13 protein-coding genes are annotated in these 14,962 nt (G+C 51.6%); 10 read left to right on the top strand and 3 right to left on the bottom strand.

Annotation, left to right across the window (positions count from 1 at the left end):
- Window positions 1-29 precede the first annotated feature (29 nt).
- The gene (pspA, locus tag M2371_RS05025; protein WP_115628474.1) at window positions 30-701 is read right to left on the bottom strand and encodes a phage shock protein PspA; all 672 of its coding nucleotides are present in this window, start codon (window positions 699-701) and stop codon (window positions 30-32) included.
- Window positions 702-859: 158 nt separating this feature from the next.
- On the opposite strand from pspA, the gene pspF reads away from it, so the two are divergent.
- The 6 genes from pspF (at window position 860) to sapF (ending at window position 7,313) form a co-directional block, all read left to right on the top strand.
- Window positions 860-1,858: a phage shock protein operon transcriptional activator gene (gene pspF / locus M2371_RS05020; RefSeq protein ID WP_259267047.1), complete on the top strand. Its 999-nt coding sequence runs from the start codon at window positions 860-862 to the stop codon at window positions 1,856-1,858.
- 177 nt (window positions 1,859-2,035) lie between these two features.
- Window positions 2,036-3,676 carry an ABC transporter substrate-binding protein SapA gene (sapA, locus tag M2371_RS05015; protein ID WP_259267046.1) on the top strand — a complete coding sequence of 547 codons (1,641 nt, stop codon included), beginning with the start codon at window positions 2,036-2,038 and terminating at the stop codon, window positions 3,674-3,676.
- On the top strand, window positions 3,673-4,638 hold the full coding sequence (gene sapB, locus M2371_RS05010; protein ID WP_172894090.1) for a putrescine export ABC transporter permease SapB: 966 nt from the start codon (window positions 3,673-3,675) through the stop codon (window positions 4,636-4,638). The genes sapA and sapB overlap by 4 nt, the downstream gene beginning before the upstream one ends.
- Complete coding sequence (gene sapC, locus M2371_RS05005) at window positions 4,625-5,515, top strand: putrescine export ABC transporter permease SapC (RefSeq protein ID WP_172894089.1); 891 nt, start codon at window positions 4,625-4,627, stop codon at window positions 5,513-5,515. The genes sapB and sapC overlap by 14 nt, the downstream gene beginning before the upstream one ends.
- Window positions 5,515-6,507, top strand: a complete 993-nt coding sequence (sapD, locus tag M2371_RS05000) for a putrescine export ABC transporter ATP-binding protein SapD (protein WP_115628469.1) — start codon at window positions 5,515-5,517, stop codon at window positions 6,505-6,507. Before sapC ends, sapD begins: the two co-directional genes overlap by 1 nt.
- Entirely contained in the window at window positions 6,507-7,313 is an 807-nt protein-coding gene (gene sapF / locus M2371_RS04995) for a putrescine export ABC transporter ATP-binding protein SapF (RefSeq protein ID WP_172894088.1), read from the top strand. The genes sapD and sapF overlap by 1 nt, the downstream gene beginning before the upstream one ends.
- A 55-nt stretch (window positions 7,314-7,368) precedes the next feature.
- On the opposite strand, the gene M2371_RS04990 is transcribed toward sapF, so the two are convergent.
- Entirely contained in the window at window positions 7,369-7,776 is a 408-nt protein-coding gene (locus tag M2371_RS04990; protein ID WP_172894087.1) for an SRPBCC family protein, read from the bottom strand.
- A 259-nt stretch (window positions 7,777-8,035) separates the two neighbouring features.
- Here M2371_RS04990 and fabI point away from each other — a divergent pair, with 259 nt between their 5' ends.
- The 4 genes from fabI to pdeR all read left to right on the top strand — a co-directional run bounded on the left by fabI (window position 8,036) and on the right by pdeR (window position 14,500).
- Window positions 8,036-8,827, top strand: a complete 792-nt coding sequence (gene fabI / locus M2371_RS04985; RefSeq protein WP_034495629.1) for an enoyl-ACP reductase FabI — start codon at window positions 8,036-8,038, stop codon at window positions 8,825-8,827.
- 189 nt (window positions 8,828-9,016) lie between these two features.
- On the top strand, window positions 9,017-10,174 hold the full coding sequence (locus tag M2371_RS04980; protein ID WP_259267045.1) for a CMD domain-containing protein: 1,158 nt from the start codon (window positions 9,017-9,019) through the stop codon (window positions 10,172-10,174).
- A 101-nt stretch (window positions 10,175-10,275) separates the two neighbouring features.
- Entirely contained in the window at window positions 10,276-12,210 is a 1,935-nt protein-coding gene (locus M2371_RS04975) for an exoribonuclease II (RefSeq protein WP_259267044.1), read from the top strand.
- A gap of 298 nt (window positions 12,211-12,508) precedes the next feature.
- On the top strand, window positions 12,509-14,500 hold the full coding sequence (gene pdeR / locus M2371_RS04970) for a cyclic di-GMP phosphodiesterase (RefSeq protein WP_172894084.1): 1,992 nt from the start codon (window positions 12,509-12,511) through the stop codon (window positions 14,498-14,500).
- Window positions 14,501-14,524: 24 nt separating this feature from the next.
- Here pdeR and M2371_RS04965 read toward each other — a convergent pair whose 3' ends face one another.
- Window positions 14,525-14,899 (bottom strand): carboxymuconolactone decarboxylase family protein, encoded by a 375-nt coding sequence (locus tag M2371_RS04965; RefSeq protein WP_259267043.1) that lies wholly within the window; start codon window positions 14,897-14,899, stop codon window positions 14,525-14,527.
- Window positions 14,900-14,962: the final 63 nt, after the last annotated feature.

Below are 14,962 nucleotides of genomic sequence, written 5' to 3'. Positions count from 1 at the left end.
GCATGATACCCATGCCGCCGTGTAATTAATTACCCACGATCCTGGTTGTTCATTTTAGCTTTCAGTGCAGCCAGTTGTTCGCTGATTTCATCATCCGCTTTCAGTTCAGCAAACTCTGTGTCGAGGCTTTTTTGCTTGCCAAAGCCGTGGCTTTCCGCTTCTGATTCCATCTGGTCGATGCGACGTTCGAACGATTCAAAACGCGCCATTGCTTCGTCGATTTTGCCGCTATCAAGCTGGCGACGAACATCACGTGAAGACGAAGCAGCCTGGTGACGCAGGGTCAGTGCCTGCTGGCGCGCGCGGGTTTCGCTGAGTTTATTCTCAAGCTCACCAATTTCTTTTTTCATGCGCGCCAGGGTTTCATCGACATGCGCCATTTCATCTTCCAGGGTGGCAATCATGTCAGTCATTTTTTGTTTTTCGATCAGTGCCGCACGCGCAAGATCTTCTTTATCTTTACGCAGCGCCAGTTCGGCTTTGTCCTGCCATTCGGCTTGCTGTGCGGTCGCTTGCTCTACACGACGGGAAAGCTGTTTCTTTTCAGCCAACGCACGAGCCGAGGTGGAACGCACTTCAACCAGAGTGTCTTCCATTTCCTGAATCATCAGGCGCACCAACTTCTGTGGGTCTTCTGCTTTCTCAAGCAGTGAGTTGATGTTGGCATTCACGATGTCGGCAAAACGAGAAAAAATACCCATAATTCAATCCTCTTTAGTCATTATTTCAGGTGCCCGGCACCTTGCTCGACAAGAATATTGCAATGGGTGTGCCAACTTTTTATTCCGTTGATTTTAAACGAAATGATTAAATTTGACTCATAATGCATAACGTTTATAGTGGTGATATTCACTAACTATTGGTTAATTTAATCATGGCAGATAGTAAAGATAACCTGATTGGCGAAGCGAACAGCTTTCTTGAAGTGCTGGAACAAGTCTCGCGGCTGGCACCACTTGAGAAACCCGTGTTGGTGATTGGTGAGCGCGGCACCGGCAAGGAATTGATTGCTAACCGGTTGCATTTTCTTTCACGCCGTTGGCAAGGGCCGTTTATCTCCCTGAACTGTGCGGCACTTAACGATAACCTGCTTGATTCAGAACTTTTCGGTCATGAAGCCGGGGCGTTTACCGGGGCGCAAAAACGCCATCCAGGTCGCTTTGAGCGGGCTGACGGCGGAACGCTTTTCCTTGATGAACTCGCCACAGCACCGATGATGGTGCAGGAAAAGCTGCTGCGTGTGGTGGAATATGGCGAACTTGAGCGTGTGGGCGGCAGCCAGCCTTTGCAGGTCAATGTGCGCCTGGTTTGCGCGACCAACGCCGACCTGCCCCAACTGGCTGAAGAGGGCAAATTCCGTGCTGACCTGCTCGACCGCCTGGCTTTTGATGTCGTGAAACTGCCGCCGCTACGCGAGCGCCAGCCGGATATCATGTTAATGGCGGAGCATTTTGCGATCACCATGTGCCGCGAACTTGGCCTTCCCTTCTTCCCAGGCTTTACCGAAGAGGCGCAGTTAACCCTGCTGGATTACGCCTGGCCGGGAAATATCCGTGAGTTAAAAAACGTGGTAGAGCGTTCGGTTTATCGCCATGGTTCCAGCGACGAGCCGGTGGATGAAGTTATCCTCGACCCGTTTGCCCGAAAACCTGCGCCATCAAAGCAACAAAATGGGGAATTACCCCTGACTCTGCCGCTGGACCTTCGCGCCTGGCAAAACGAACAAGAAAAAATCCTGGTAGAACAAAGCCTGAAACAGGCGAAATACAACCAGCGTAAAGCGGCTGAATTGCTGGGGCTTACGTACCATCAATTACGCGCATTGCTTAAAAAACATCAGATAGCTCAGGCCGAATAAACGCCCTTTGCGTTAACTTCAGGGTTGGGCAAATGCGGTAAACGCCGCAAAAAACAGCATTCCCCTGCTTTTTTTGCCGGCATTGTTGATAAAAAAAGCAAAATAGCCTGACATATTTTGGGAAGCCCTCCAGAGTGCGATACACTTTGGCTATCACCCGAGAAAACTCAAAAACTTATGCGCGGAATTGTATCCTCCCTGTTACTGGCGGTTAGCTGCCTGAGTGGCGCGGCATTTGCTGCCCCACCTGTTGAAAAGCCAGCAGATATCCGTAGCAGCGGATTTGTTTATTGTGTCAGCGGCCAGGTCAATACCTTTAATCCGCAAATGGCCAGCGGCGGCTTGATTGTCGACACCCTCGCCGCACAGTTATATGACCGCTTACTGGATGTCGATCCCTACACCTATCGCCTGGTGCCTGAACTGGCTGAAAGCTGGGAAGTGCTGGATAACGGTGCCACTTACCGCTTCCATTTACGCTCAAATGTGCAATTCCAGACCACTCCGTGGTTTAAACCCACACGCGCATTAAATGCCGACGATGTGGTGTTCAGCTTCCAACGTGTTTTCGACCGCAAACACCCGTGGCATAACGTTAACGGCGGCAACTATCCCTATTTTGATAGCCTCCAGTTCCCGGACTCCGTGAAAAGTGTGCGTAAACTGGACAATAACACTGTCGAATTTCGTCTCGAAAAACCTGACGCCTCATTCCTGTGGCACATGGCAACGCACTATGCGTCCGTCATGTCAGCGGAATATGCCGCACAGCTTACTAAAGCCGATCGCCAGGAGTTGATGGACCGTCAGCCAGTAGGTACCGGGCCATTCCAGATTAGCGAGTATCGTGCCGGGCAGTACATTCGCCTGGCTCGCCACCAGAAATTCTGGCGCGGCGTGCCATTAATGCCGCAGGTCGTTCTGGACCTGGGGTCAGGCGGTACGGGCAGGCTGTCTAAATTGCTGACGGGGGAATGCGATGTGTTGGCGTATCCTGCGGCCAGTCAATTAACGATTTTGCGTGATGACCCGCGTCTACGGCTGACTTTGCGCCCGGGGATGAACATCGCGTATCTGGCGTTTAACACCAATAAAGCCCCGCTAAATAACCCGGCAGTGCGCCATGCGCTGGCGCTGGCTATCAATAACCAACGCCTGATGCAGTCGATTTATTACGGGACTGCCGAAACCGCCGCTTCTATTTTGCCCCGCGCTTCCTGGGCGTATGACAGTGATTCTAAAATTACCGAATACAATCCAGAAAAAGCCCGCCAGCAACTCAAAGCTCTGGGTCTGAATAACCTGGAATTACGCCTCTGGGTGCCGACCAGTTCTCAGGCGTGGAACCCAAGTCCGCTAAAAACAGCAGAGTTGATTCAGGCAGACATGGCGCAGATTGGGGTGAAGGTGATTATTGTGCCGGTCGAAGGTCGCTTCCAGGAAGCGCGTTTGATGGACATGAACCATGATTTGACGCTCGCCGGTTGGGCAACAGACAGTAACGATCCGGACAGTTTCTTCCGCCCGATGCTGAGCTGCGCCGCCATTCGTTCCCAGACCAACTATGCTCGCTGGTGTGATCCTAAGTTTGATGAAGTGCTACAGAAGGCGCTGGCCTCTCAGCAACTGGCGTCGCGCATCGAGGCTTATCGCGAAGCGCAGGATATTCTGGCAGCAGAATTGCCGGTGCTGCCACTGGCGTCATCGCTGCGTTTGCAAGCCTACCGCTATGACATTAAAGGGTTGGTGCTGAGTCCGTTTGGTAACGCATCGTTTGCGGGGGTTTCCCGTGAGAATGTTGAGGTGAAAAAACCATGATTATTTACACCTTGCGCCGCCTGCTATTGCTGCTGGTTACGCTGTTTTTTCTGACCTTTATTGGTTTTAGCCTCAACTACTTTACTCCCCACGCTCCGCTGCAGGGTGCATCGCTGTGGAACGCCTGGGTGTTCTGGTTTGAAAGTATCCTGCACTGGGATTTCGGCGTGTCCAGCATTAACGGCCAGTCGATAAACGAACAGTTGCGTATGGTCTTCCCGGCCACGATGGAACTTTGCCTGCTGGCGTTTGGCCTCGCGCTACTGGTGGGTATTCCGGTAGGAATGTTGGCCGGCATCATGCGCAACAAATGGCAGGATAAACTGATCAGCGCCCTCGCCCTGTTAGGCTTCTCGATTCCGGTGTTCTGGTTTGCGCTCCTGCTGACGATGTTCTTCTCGCTAACGTTAGGTTGGCTGCCGGTTTCCGGGCGTTTTGATTTGCTCTATGAAGTGAAATCGGAGACAGGTTTTGCCCTGGTGGATGCCTGGCTGTCTGACTCGCCTTACCGCGAAGAGATGATCATCAGCGCCATTCGCCACATGATCTTGCCCGTGGTCGCGCTGGCTGTCGCACCGACTACCGAAGTGGTGCGTTTGATGCGTCTGAGCACCATTGAGGTGTTTGACCAAAACTATATAAAAGCCGCGGCGACGCGGGGTTTGTCACGCCTGACTATTTTGCATCGTCATGTTTTGCACAACGCCCTGCCGCCGGTCATTCCACGCCTCGGCCTGCAATTTTCAACCATGCTGACGCTGGCAATGATCACCGAAGTGGTGTTCAGCTGGCCAGGTCTTGGGCGCTGGCTTATCAACGCTATTCGCCAACAGGACTATACAGCCATTTCCGCAGGCGTAATGGTCATCGGATCGTTGGTTATTATTGTGAACGTTATCTCCGATATTTTGGGTGCTATGGCAAACCCACTGACACATAAGGAATGGTATGCCTTACGATAGCGTCTATCGCGAGAAGCGACCGCCGAGCACGCTACGCCTGACATGGCGCAAGTTTTACGGCGACACCACGGCAATGATTGGCCTGTATGGTTGCGGGGCTTTGGTGCTGTTATGTGTATTTGGTGGCGTCTTTGCGCCGTATGGCATCGACCAGCAATTCCTCGGTTATCAATTGTTACCGCCTTCCTGGTCACGCTATGGCGATGTGTCGTTTTTCCTCGGCACCGATGATCTGGGTCGCGATGTTTTAAGCCGCTTATTAAATGGCGCCGCTCCCACCGTTGGTGGTGCGTTTGTGGTGACACTGGCTGCGGCCGTGTTCGGGATTATTCTCGGCGTTTTTGCGGGTTCAACACATGGCTTACGTTCTGCGGTGCTGAACCATATTCTCGACACGCTGCTGTCGATCCCTTCCCTGTTGCTGGCGATTATCGTGGTCGCGTTTGTCGGTCCGCATCTGGTTCACGCTATGTTCGCGGTGTGGCTGGCACTTTTGCCCCGCATGGTGCGCTCGGTATACAGCGCGGTGCACGACGAGCTGGAGAAGGATTATGTGGTTGCCGCCCGTCTGGATGGTGCATCGACGTTAAATATTCTTTGGTTTGCCGTGATGCCCAATACCGCCGCGATTCTGGTGACTGAAATTACCCGCGCGCTGTCGATGGCGATTCTTGATATTGCGGCCTTAGGTTTCCTGGATTTAGGCGCACAGCTCCCGTCCCCGGAATGGGGTTCCATGTTGGGTGACGCGCTGGAGTTGATTTATGTCGCTCCGTGGACAGTTATGCTGCCAGGAGTGGCTATCATGATCAGTGTGCTGCTGGTCAACCTGCTGGGCGATGGTTTACGCCGCGCAATCAATGCGGGGGTGCAATAATGCCATTACTTGATATTCGAAATCTGACCATCGAATTTATGACATCCGAAGGTTGGGTTAAAGCGGTAGACCGCGTCAGTATGACCCTGAACGAAGGGGAAATCCGCGGTTTAGTCGGCGAGTCTGGTTCAGGAAAAAGCCTGATTGCCAAAGCCATTTGCGGTGTCACCAAAGATAACTGGCGCGTCACCGCCGACCGTATGCGGTTTGACGACATCGACCTGCTACGCTTGAGTGGCCGCGAGCGTCGACGCCTGGTCGGCCATAACGTTTCGATGATTTTCCAGGAGCCGCAATCGTGTCTGGATCCATCAGAGCGAGTGGGCCGCCAACTGACGCAAAATATTCCCGGCTGGACTTATAAAGGCCGCTGGTGGAAACGGTTTGGCTGGCGTAAACGCCGGGCGATAGAGCTGCTTCACCGTGTCGGGATTAAAGATCACAAAGATGCGATGCGCAGTTACCCGTACGAACTGACCGACGGCGAATGCCAGAAGGTGATGATTGCCATTGCGCTGGCGAATCAGCCGCGTTTGTTGATTGCCGATGAGCCGACAAACGCCATGGAACCGACGACTCAGTTGCAAATTTTCAAATTGCTGACCCGTCTGAACCAGTACAACAACACCACGATTTTATTGATCAGCCACGACTTGCAGATGTTGAGCCAGTGGGCCGATAAAATTAACGTGATGTACTGCGGGCAAACGGTGGAAAGTGCCACAAGCGAAGATCTGATTGCCACGCCGCACCACCCGTATACCCAGGCGCTGATCCGCGCCATACCGGACTTTGGTAGCCCAATGCCGCACAAAAGCCGACTGAATACCATGACGGGCGCGATCCCTTTACTGGAGCATTTACCGATGGGTTGCCGTCTCGGGCCGCGCTGCCCTTACGCACAACGTGAATGTATCGAAACGCCACGTCTGATGGGGGCAAAAAACCATCTTTATGCCTGCCACTTCCCGCTGAATATGGAGAGTCAGTAATGGTCGAAACGCTGCTCGAAGTCCGTAATTTAAGTAAAACGTTTCGTTACCGTACGGGGCTGTTCCATCGTCAGCATGTTGACGCCGTCAAACCGCTGAGTTTCACCCTGCGAGAAAAACAGACGCTGGCGATTATCGGTGAGAACGGCTCAGGCAAATCAACGCTGGCGAAAATGCTCGCAGGGATGATTGAACCCACGACTGGCGAAATGGTGATCGACGACCATTTGCTGCATTATGGCGACTATACCTACCGTAGCCAGCATATTCGCATGATTTTCCAGGACCCAAGCACGTCGCTTAATCCGCGCCAGCGTATTTCGCAGATCCTCGATTTCCCGCTGCGTCTCAATACCAATCTTGAGCCGGAAGCGCGCCATAAGCAGATTATCGAAACGCTGCGCATGGTCGGTTTGCTTCCCGACCATGCCAGTTATTATCCGCATATGCTGGCACCCGGACAGAAACAGCGTCTGGGTTTAGCCCGTGCGATGATTTTGCGGCCAAAAGTGGTTATTGCCGATGAAGCGCTGGCATCCCTCGATATGTCGATGCGTTCGCAACTGATTAACCTGATGCTGGAACTGCAGGAAAAACACGGTATTGCCTATATTTATGTCACACAGCATATCGGCATGATGAAGCACATCAGTGACAAAGTTATCGTGATGCATCAGGGCGAAGTCGTTGAACGTGGTAGCACCGCTGAAGTGCTCGCCTCGCCACTGCATGATTTGACCAAACGCCTGATTACCAGCCACTTTGGTGAAGCACTGACGGCGGATGCATGGCGAAAAGATCGCTAGTTATCAGGGAAGTAAGTCGGATGGCGCTTCGCTTATCCGACCTACAAAACTCATCTCAACTTTTTGCCTCAACATACCGCGCAAAATTATCCAGAATCGCCTGCCAGCCGTTCTTCTGATGTTCAACGGGATATTGTTGATCGGGGTCGAAATCCAGACGCACCTCTACGCCATCGGCTGTTTGGGTAAATTCCACTTTCGCTTCACGGTCCCCGAAGGTGTATTCAATGAGTTGTAGCGGCACGATGCGGGTATATACGCCCGCAAAATCAAACCCCATACTGCCGTCTTTAGCTTCCATACGGAATGAAAACGCCCCGCCTTCTCTGAAATCAGCGGCTGCCGTTGGCGTGTGCCAGTCGGGTGAAGCAGTGTTCCATTGCTTAACATCTTCCGGGTTGATGTAGGCCTGCCAGACTTTTTCAACAGGCGCGTTAACGCGAGTTTCAACAGTAATTTTCATCAATACTCTCCGGTTTCTCTGTTTTGTAGGGTGAGGTTTAAGTTTACTGCGGCTTTTATATTTTGCTTTGGCGTGAACGTAACAGGAATGACCTCTGGCGACGTGATAACCAGTTAACCGGAGCCAGAAAAATAAGCTGACACAACAGGCGCTGAGTGGGATATAATTTCACTTTCGTGTTGAAAAATTGTGACGAATCAATCGTAAGCTTGTGATTGTTAAGTCATAAAATTAGCAGAAACTATAAGGATTCAAAGCTATGGGTTTTCTTACCGGTAAACGCATTCTGATCACTGGCGTCGCCAGTAAACTCTCCATTGCCTACGGTATCGCACAGGCTATGCACCGCGAAGGTGCTGAACTGGCTTTCACTTACCAGAATGAAAAACTGAAAGGCCGTGTGGAAGGTTTTGCTGCGGATCTGGGTTCAAGCCTGGTTCTGCCGTGCGACGTGGCAGAAGATGCAAGCATCGACGCGATGTTTGCTGAGCTTGCGAAAAGCTGGCCGAAGTTTGACGGTTTCGTTCACTCAATTGGCTTCGCACCAGGCGACCAGTTAGATGGCGACTACGTGAATGCAGTTACCCGTGAAGGCTTCAAGATCGCTCACGACATCAGCTCCTACAGCTTTGTAGCAATGGCTAAAGTTTGCCGTGAAATGCTGAACCCTGGTTCTGCACTGCTGACTCTGTCTTACCTGGGCGCTGAACGTGCTATCCCTAACTACAACGTTATGGGTCTGGCTAAAGCCTCTCTGGAAGCTAACGTGCGCTATATGGCGAACGCGATGGGTCCAGAAGGCGTGCGTGTGAACGCGATTTCTGCGGGTCCAATCCGTACTCTGGCGGCATCTGGCATTAAAGATTTCCGTAAAATGCTGTCACATTGCGAAGCGGTTACCCCGATTCGTCGTACCGTGACCATTGAAGATGTAGGCAACTCAGCAGCATTCCTGTGCTCTGATCTGTCTGCCGGTGTTTCCGGTGAAGTCCTGCACGTTGACGGCGGCTTCAGCATCGCTGCCATGAACGAACTGGAACTGAAAGACTAATTCCGTTCGCAACGGGGCGGCGTTCGTCCGCCCTGTTCTTCTTTTCCTCTCTGACAGTTATTCTTTTCTGATATTTGTTATCTCCTATCATTCTTTTGTCGTGTTACGTGGTTACGCCAGGATAAAGCAGCTAACCAGGCCGTCAGGTGTTTTACCCGGGCTTGTAAACTCTTTGACCAAGGAACGACCATGGAACAACGCCGAATCTCTGGCAAAGGCCACTGGTATCATGAAACTCAATCCAGCCGCAGCGACGCCGTATTACCGTTAGTTCCTGAGGCCGCATTCCTTCAGGACCGCTTTTTACTCGACCTGGCGCTCAGTGTTGAGCAACGTACGACTGAAGCAGACTGGCTTTGCGTCGCGCGCAATGCCGCAGAATGTTTGCTCCCCGAAAGCACCCCTGTTACGCGCCTGAACACGCTAAGTTGCTATGACCGTCTGAGTACAGCTCTGACTGTCGCCCAGGTTTACGGCGTTCAGCGTCTGTGTAACCACTATGCCGCCCGCCTTGCCCCGCAACCGGGTCCTGACTCCTCCCGCGAGAGCAATCGTCGCCTGACGCAAATCACGCAGTACGCTCGCCAACTGGCCAGTCAGCCTACGTTAATTGATGACAATTCGCGCCAGCAGCTCGATGAAGTCGCGCTCTCAATAAATGATATCGTTACGTTTAATCAACTGATTGGCTTTATCGGTTTTCAGGCCCGCGTTATTACTGTGTTTCAGGCGCTCCAGGGGCTTCCCGTACGCTGGTTGCCGGGTCTTGATATGCAACAGGACGCCAGTGCAGAGTTATTCCTCGAAGGTGATAAATCCTGGCAGCCCGCTTTGCCTGCGGTAGAACAGCGCTATGCCAATAGCCAACAATTAGAGGCTCTCAATTTCAGTGAACCTCAGCAAGCGTTACAAGAGTTAAGCGGATTGTTGGCAAGCGATGCCTCAGCGCTTCACGCATTGAGCCAGTTGACCCGATTATTTTGCCTGCCGACAACTCAGGCTGATGACGATACGATTCTGGTTGGGCTGTTGACCGCACGCATTAACGGCAGCGTGAGTTGCTTTACAGATTTTGCACTTGCCTGGCGTGGTGAAAGTCATCTGCCAGAAGCCATGCGCAATGGTGAAAGAGCGTTACAGGCGTGGTGCCATAACCACCCGCGTGAACGGGCAATCATCCAGGCTGTGCGTGTGTTAACACGATCGCCTGGCAGCTTTAGCGCCGCCCAGCTTCAACCCTTGTACGAGCAGGGTTTTAATGAGCATGACATTGTAAAATTACTTGTCAGTTCAGGGCTATACGGCTGGTTGAATCGGCTAAAAATCGGGCTGGGTAATGCCAGTTAAGCATGAGCTAACACGTGCCTTTGCGGCAAACAGCGCTTGCCGCAAAGGGTGGTTTCGCGTAAAACTGTCAGCCGCTCTTTTGGCCACGAAAACTAAAAAACATGTTCCAGGATAATCCGCTGCTCGCGCAGCTTAAACAGCAACTGCATTCCCAAACTCCACGCGTTGAAGGCGTGGTTAAAGGCACGGAAAAAGGCTTTGGCTTCCTCGAAGTGGATTCCCAGAAAAGTTACTTTATTCCGCCACCGCAGATGAAAAAAGTGATGCACGGTGACCGCGTGAGCGCGGTGATTCATACCGAAAAGGACCGCGAAACCGCTGAGCCAGAAGAGCTTATCGAACCGTTCCTCAGCCGGTTTGTTGGCCGTGTACAACGTAAAGACGACCGTCTGACAATTGTTCCGGACCACCCATTACTGCGCGATGCGATTCAGTGTCGAGCTGACCGTAACGTCACCCATGATTTCCAGAATGGTGACTGGGCCGTCGCAGAGATGAAGCGCCATCCGCTGAAAGGGGATCGCGGTTTCTATGCTGATTTGACTCAATTCATCACTTCCGGTGACGATCACCTTGCACCATGGTGGGTGACACTGTCACGCCACAATCTTGAGCGTGAAGCGCCTAATGGCGTAGCGACTGAAATGCTTGACGAAGGCCTGGTGCGTGAAGATTTAACCGCCCTGGATTTTGTCACCATTGATAGCGCCAGCACCGAAGATATGGATGATGCGCTGTTTGTTGAAGAACTTGCCGACGGCAAACTGCAACTGACCGTCGCGATTGCCGATCCAACCGCCTGGATTGAAGAAGGCAGCAAGCTTGACGATATCGCGAAAGTTCGCGCCTTCACAAACTACCTGCCGGGCTTCAACATCCCGATGCTGCCACGCGAATTGTCAGACGATTTATGTTCGCTGCGCCCTAATGTCACGCGCCCTGTTGTGGCTTGTCGCATGGTTATCGCGCAGGACGGTAGCATTGAGAGCGAGATTAACTTCTTCGTCGCCACCATCGAATCAAAAGCCAAACTGGCATATGACGATGTGTCCGACTGGTTAGAAGAAAAAGGCGACTGGCAGCCACCATCTGACGCCATAGCTAAACAAATTCGCCTGCTCGAGCGTGTTTGCCTGAGCCGTGCTGAATGGCGCCGCACTCACGCGTTGGTGTTTAAAGACCGCCCAGATTACCGCTTTGTATTAGGCGAGAAAGGCGAAGTGCTGGATATCGTTTCCGAGCCACGTCGTATCGCTAACCGCATCGTTGAAGAATCAATGATTGCGGCTAACGTCTGTGCGGCAATCGTGCTACGTGAAAAACTTGGTTTCGGCGTTTATAACGTCCACACCGGTTTTGATCCGGCAAACATCGAACAACTGGCCACGATGCTGCAAGGCCATGGGCTCGAAGTTAACGCGCAAGAAGTGCTGACGCTTAACGGTTTCTGCAAACTGCGCCGTGAACTCGATGCACAGCCAACCGGATTCCTTGATAGCCGTATTCGTCGTTATCAGTCGTTTGCTGAAATCAGCACCGAGCCGGGTCCGCATTACGGTTTGGGTCTTGAAGCTTACGCCACCTGGACTTCACCGATTCGTAAATACGGCGATATGATTAACCATCGCCTGCTAAAAGCGATCATCAAAGGTGAAACGGCATCACGTCCACAAGATGAAATTACGGTACAAATGGCAGAACGCCGCCGTCTGAACCGCATGGCTGAACGTGATGTTGGCGACTGGCTGTATGCTCGTTTCCTGCAAGATAAAGCGGGAACGGATACCAAATTTGCCGCAGAGATTATTGATGTCAGCCGTGGCGGAATGCGTGTTCGCCTGATTGATAACGGTGCGGTTGCCTTCATCCCTGCCCCATTTATTCACTCAGTGCGTGATGAAATGGTGTGCAGCCAGGAATTAGGCACTGTGCAAATCAAGGGCGAAGTGGCTTACAAAGTCACTGACGTAATTGACGTCACCATCGCGGAAGTTCGTATGGAAACACGCAGCGTGATAGCTCGCCCCGCTGCCTGATATCAAGTTTGTGAACCATCTTTAAAAAGCTGAACTTTATGTTCAGCTTTTTTTTGTTTTCTTTCACGGTTACTGATTTACAGTTAATAATCACAACTGGGAAATGATTAGCGTTATGACTCCTTTTTTCCGGTTTTAACTCATGGAAAGTCACCAATCTAAAGGCGAAGATTCAGATTTCTCACATCTTCTGCAAAAACAATGTCTTTTACTCACGGTTGTCACTTTAAGATCGGTTTTATATTGCTAATATAAATAAGAGACTGGCACGCTATGTCGGCCCCGTTCAGGAGAGAGCATGAAAGACGATTTGGAGCAGAATCTGCTCTACCGTTATTTAGGGACAACCAGCCCATACTGGCGTTTGCCGAACGATAGCAATGCGCTGCAATTAGCAGCAAGCGAAAGTTCAGACGTCAGCCAGGTCGTAGCTCTTGAGCCAGAGCAGGCAGACCAAATCCGCCAGATGACGGTTATCACCTCCAGCGTCACGCTCTCTATTTCACTGTTCGGCAGTGAGGTTCCTGTGCATTTGGTGGGGCGCAAAGTATCGAAGAAAGAGTGGGCTGGCACGGCATCTGCCTGGAATGACACCCCTTCTGTCGCGCGCGATTTGGTTCAGGGACTCTCCTTTGCCGAGCAGGTCGTTTCCGAGGCAAATTCGGTCATCGTGATTCTTGACCGCCTGGGGAATATTCAGCGTTTCAATCGCTTGAGCGAAGAATATACCGGACTGAAAGAACAAGAAGTCATTGGCCAAAACGTCTTTAAACTATTTATGAGCCGCAGCGAGGCTGCCGCTTCGAAACGAAATATCAGTGGCTTCTTCCGTAACGGGAATTCTTATGAGGTCGAGCGTTGGGTAAAAACCCGTAAAGGCCAGCGCCTGTTTTTGTTCCGCAATAAATTCGTCCACAGTGGCAGCGGCAAAAACGAAATCTATCTGATTTGTTCGGGTACTGACATTACCGAAGAACGCCGCGCTCAGGAGCGACTGCGTGTTCTGGCGAATACCGATACCATCACTGGCCTCCCCAATCGCAATGCTATCAACGACTTAATCACTGCTGCCATTGAGAATCGCGCTGATACTCAAGTTGGAATTGTTTATCTTGATCTCGATAACTTTAAAAAAGTGAATGACGCCTACGGGCACATGTTCGGCGATCAGCTGTTACAGGCGGTGTCGCTGGCCATTCTCAGCTGCCTTGATGAAGGACAGATTCTGGCGCGCCTTGGTGGCGATGAGTTTATCGTTCTGGCAACGGATACTTCTCAGGCGGCACTTGAAGCCATGTCGTCTCGTATTCTGACTCGCCTGAAACAGCCATTCCGTATTGGGCTGATTGAGGTTTACACCGGTTGTTCATTAGGGATTTCGCTGGCACCACAGCATGGTGAAGATAGAGAAAGTGTTATCCGGAATGCCGATACCGCAATGTACACAGCCAAAGAGGGCGGCCGCGGTAAATTCTGCGTGTTCTCGCCTGAGATGAACCAGCGCGTTTTTGAATATTTGTGGCTCGATACCAACCTGCGCAAAGCGCTGGAGAACGACCAACTGGTGATTCACTATCAGCCGAAAATGACCTGGCGTGGTGAAGTCCGAAGTCTGGAAGCGCTGGTGCGCTGGCAATCACCGGAGCGCGGGTTAATTCCGCCGCTGGATTTTATCTCTTATGCCGAAGAATCGGGTTTGATTGTCCCGCTTGGCCGTTGGGTGATGTTGAGTGTGGTTCAGCAAGTGGCGAAATGGCGCGATAAAGGCATTAATTTGCGCGTTGCGGTGAACGTTTCTGCACGCCAGTTAGCCGATCAAACTATCTTCAGCGACCTCAAGCAAGCGCTGAAAGATCTCAACTTTGAGTACTGCCCGATTGATGTGGAACTGACCGAAAGCTGTCTGATTGAAAATGAAGAACTCGCCCTTTCCGTTATCCAGCAATTCAGCCGTTTGGGTGCGCAGGTACATCTGGATGATTTTGGAACCGGTTATTCTTCACTGTCTCAGCTTGCGCGCTTTCCAATAGATGCGATTAAACTCGACCAAAGTTTCGTTCGCGACATTCACAAACAATCAGTATCGCAATCGCTGGTGCGAGCAATCGTTGCCGTTGCGCAGGCACTGAATTTGCAAGTGATCGCTGAAGGTGTTGAAAACCAAAAAGAAGACGCCTTTCTCACTAAGAATGGCGTCAACGAACGGCAGGGTTATTTATTTGCTAAACCGATGCCCGCTGCCGTATTCGAGCGTTGGTTAAAGCGATATCTCGCCAGAACAGCGCGATAGTTTGATTTAGCCGGGCAAGCCTGGCTATTTCCTTTTTGCAAAGACCTCTTTAGCAGCAAATATCCCATTCAGTGCGCAAGGAAACCCCGCGTAAACTGCCATCTGCATGATCACTTCAATGACTTCCTGCTCTGTACAGCCGACATTAAGCGCACCTTCGATATGCACTTTAAGTTGTGGCGTGGCATTACCCAGTGCGGTAAGTGCGGCAACCACCGCAATTTCACGTGACTTTAAATCCAGCCCCGGCCTTGAATAGATATCGCCAAAAGGAAATTCAATCAGCAGGCGGGCAAAATCTGGCGCAATGTCGCTCAGGCTGTTGATGACGTTTTCCCCGGCGTGACCGTCCACTTCTTTTAGCTTCGCAAGCCCACGTAAATAGCGTTCATTTTCCATTTTTCATTCCTTAACGTTGTGTGATGAACGCACTGTAAATTCTGCCGGGCTATGCATCCAATA

The sequence above is a fragment of the Buttiauxella sp. BIGb0471 genome (genome assembly GCF_024807715.1).
Lineage (GTDB): Bacteria > Pseudomonadota > Gammaproteobacteria > Enterobacterales > Enterobacteriaceae > Buttiauxella > Buttiauxella agrestis.
Note: the sequence above shows the minus strand (reverse complement) of the source record. Positions and strands in the feature narration are given on the sequence as shown.

Bases quoted from the DNA above. Each gene is read 5' to 3' on its own strand.
- pspA (WP_115628474.1), bottom strand. From the start codon at position 701: ATGGGTATTTTTTCTCGTTTTGCCGACATCGTGAATGCCAACATCAAC.
- sapA (WP_259267046.1), top strand. From the start codon at position 2,036: ATGCGCGGAATTGTATCCTCCCTGTTACTGGCGGTTAGCTGCCTGAGT.
- sapB (WP_172894090.1), top strand. From the start codon at position 3,673: ATGATTATTTACACCTTGCGCCGCCTGCTATTGCTGCTGGTTACGCTG.
- sapC (WP_172894089.1), top strand. From the start codon at position 4,625: ATGCCTTACGATAGCGTCTATCGCGAGAAGCGACCGCCGAGCACGCTA.
- sapD (WP_115628469.1), top strand. From the start codon at position 5,515: ATGCCATTACTTGATATTCGAAATCTGACCATCGAATTTATGACATCC.
- sapF (WP_172894088.1), top strand. From the start codon at position 6,507: ATGGTCGAAACGCTGCTCGAAGTCCGTAATTTAAGTAAAACGTTTCGT.
- M2371_RS04990 (WP_172894087.1), bottom strand. From the start codon at position 7,776: ATGAAAATTACTGTTGAAACTCGCGTTAACGCGCCTGTTGAAAAAGTC.
- fabI (WP_034495629.1), top strand. From the start codon at position 8,036: ATGGGTTTTCTTACCGGTAAACGCATTCTGATCACTGGCGTCGCCAGT.
- M2371_RS04980 (WP_259267045.1), top strand. From the start codon at position 9,017: ATGGAACAACGCCGAATCTCTGGCAAAGGCCACTGGTATCATGAAACT.
- M2371_RS04975 (WP_259267044.1), top strand. From the start codon at position 10,276: ATGTTCCAGGATAATCCGCTGCTCGCGCAGCTTAAACAGCAACTGCAT.
- pdeR (WP_172894084.1), top strand. From the start codon at position 12,509: ATGAAAGACGATTTGGAGCAGAATCTGCTCTACCGTTATTTAGGGACA.
- M2371_RS04965 (WP_259267043.1), bottom strand. From the start codon at position 14,899: ATGGAAAATGAACGCTATTTACGTGGGCTTGCGAAGCTAAAAGAAGTG.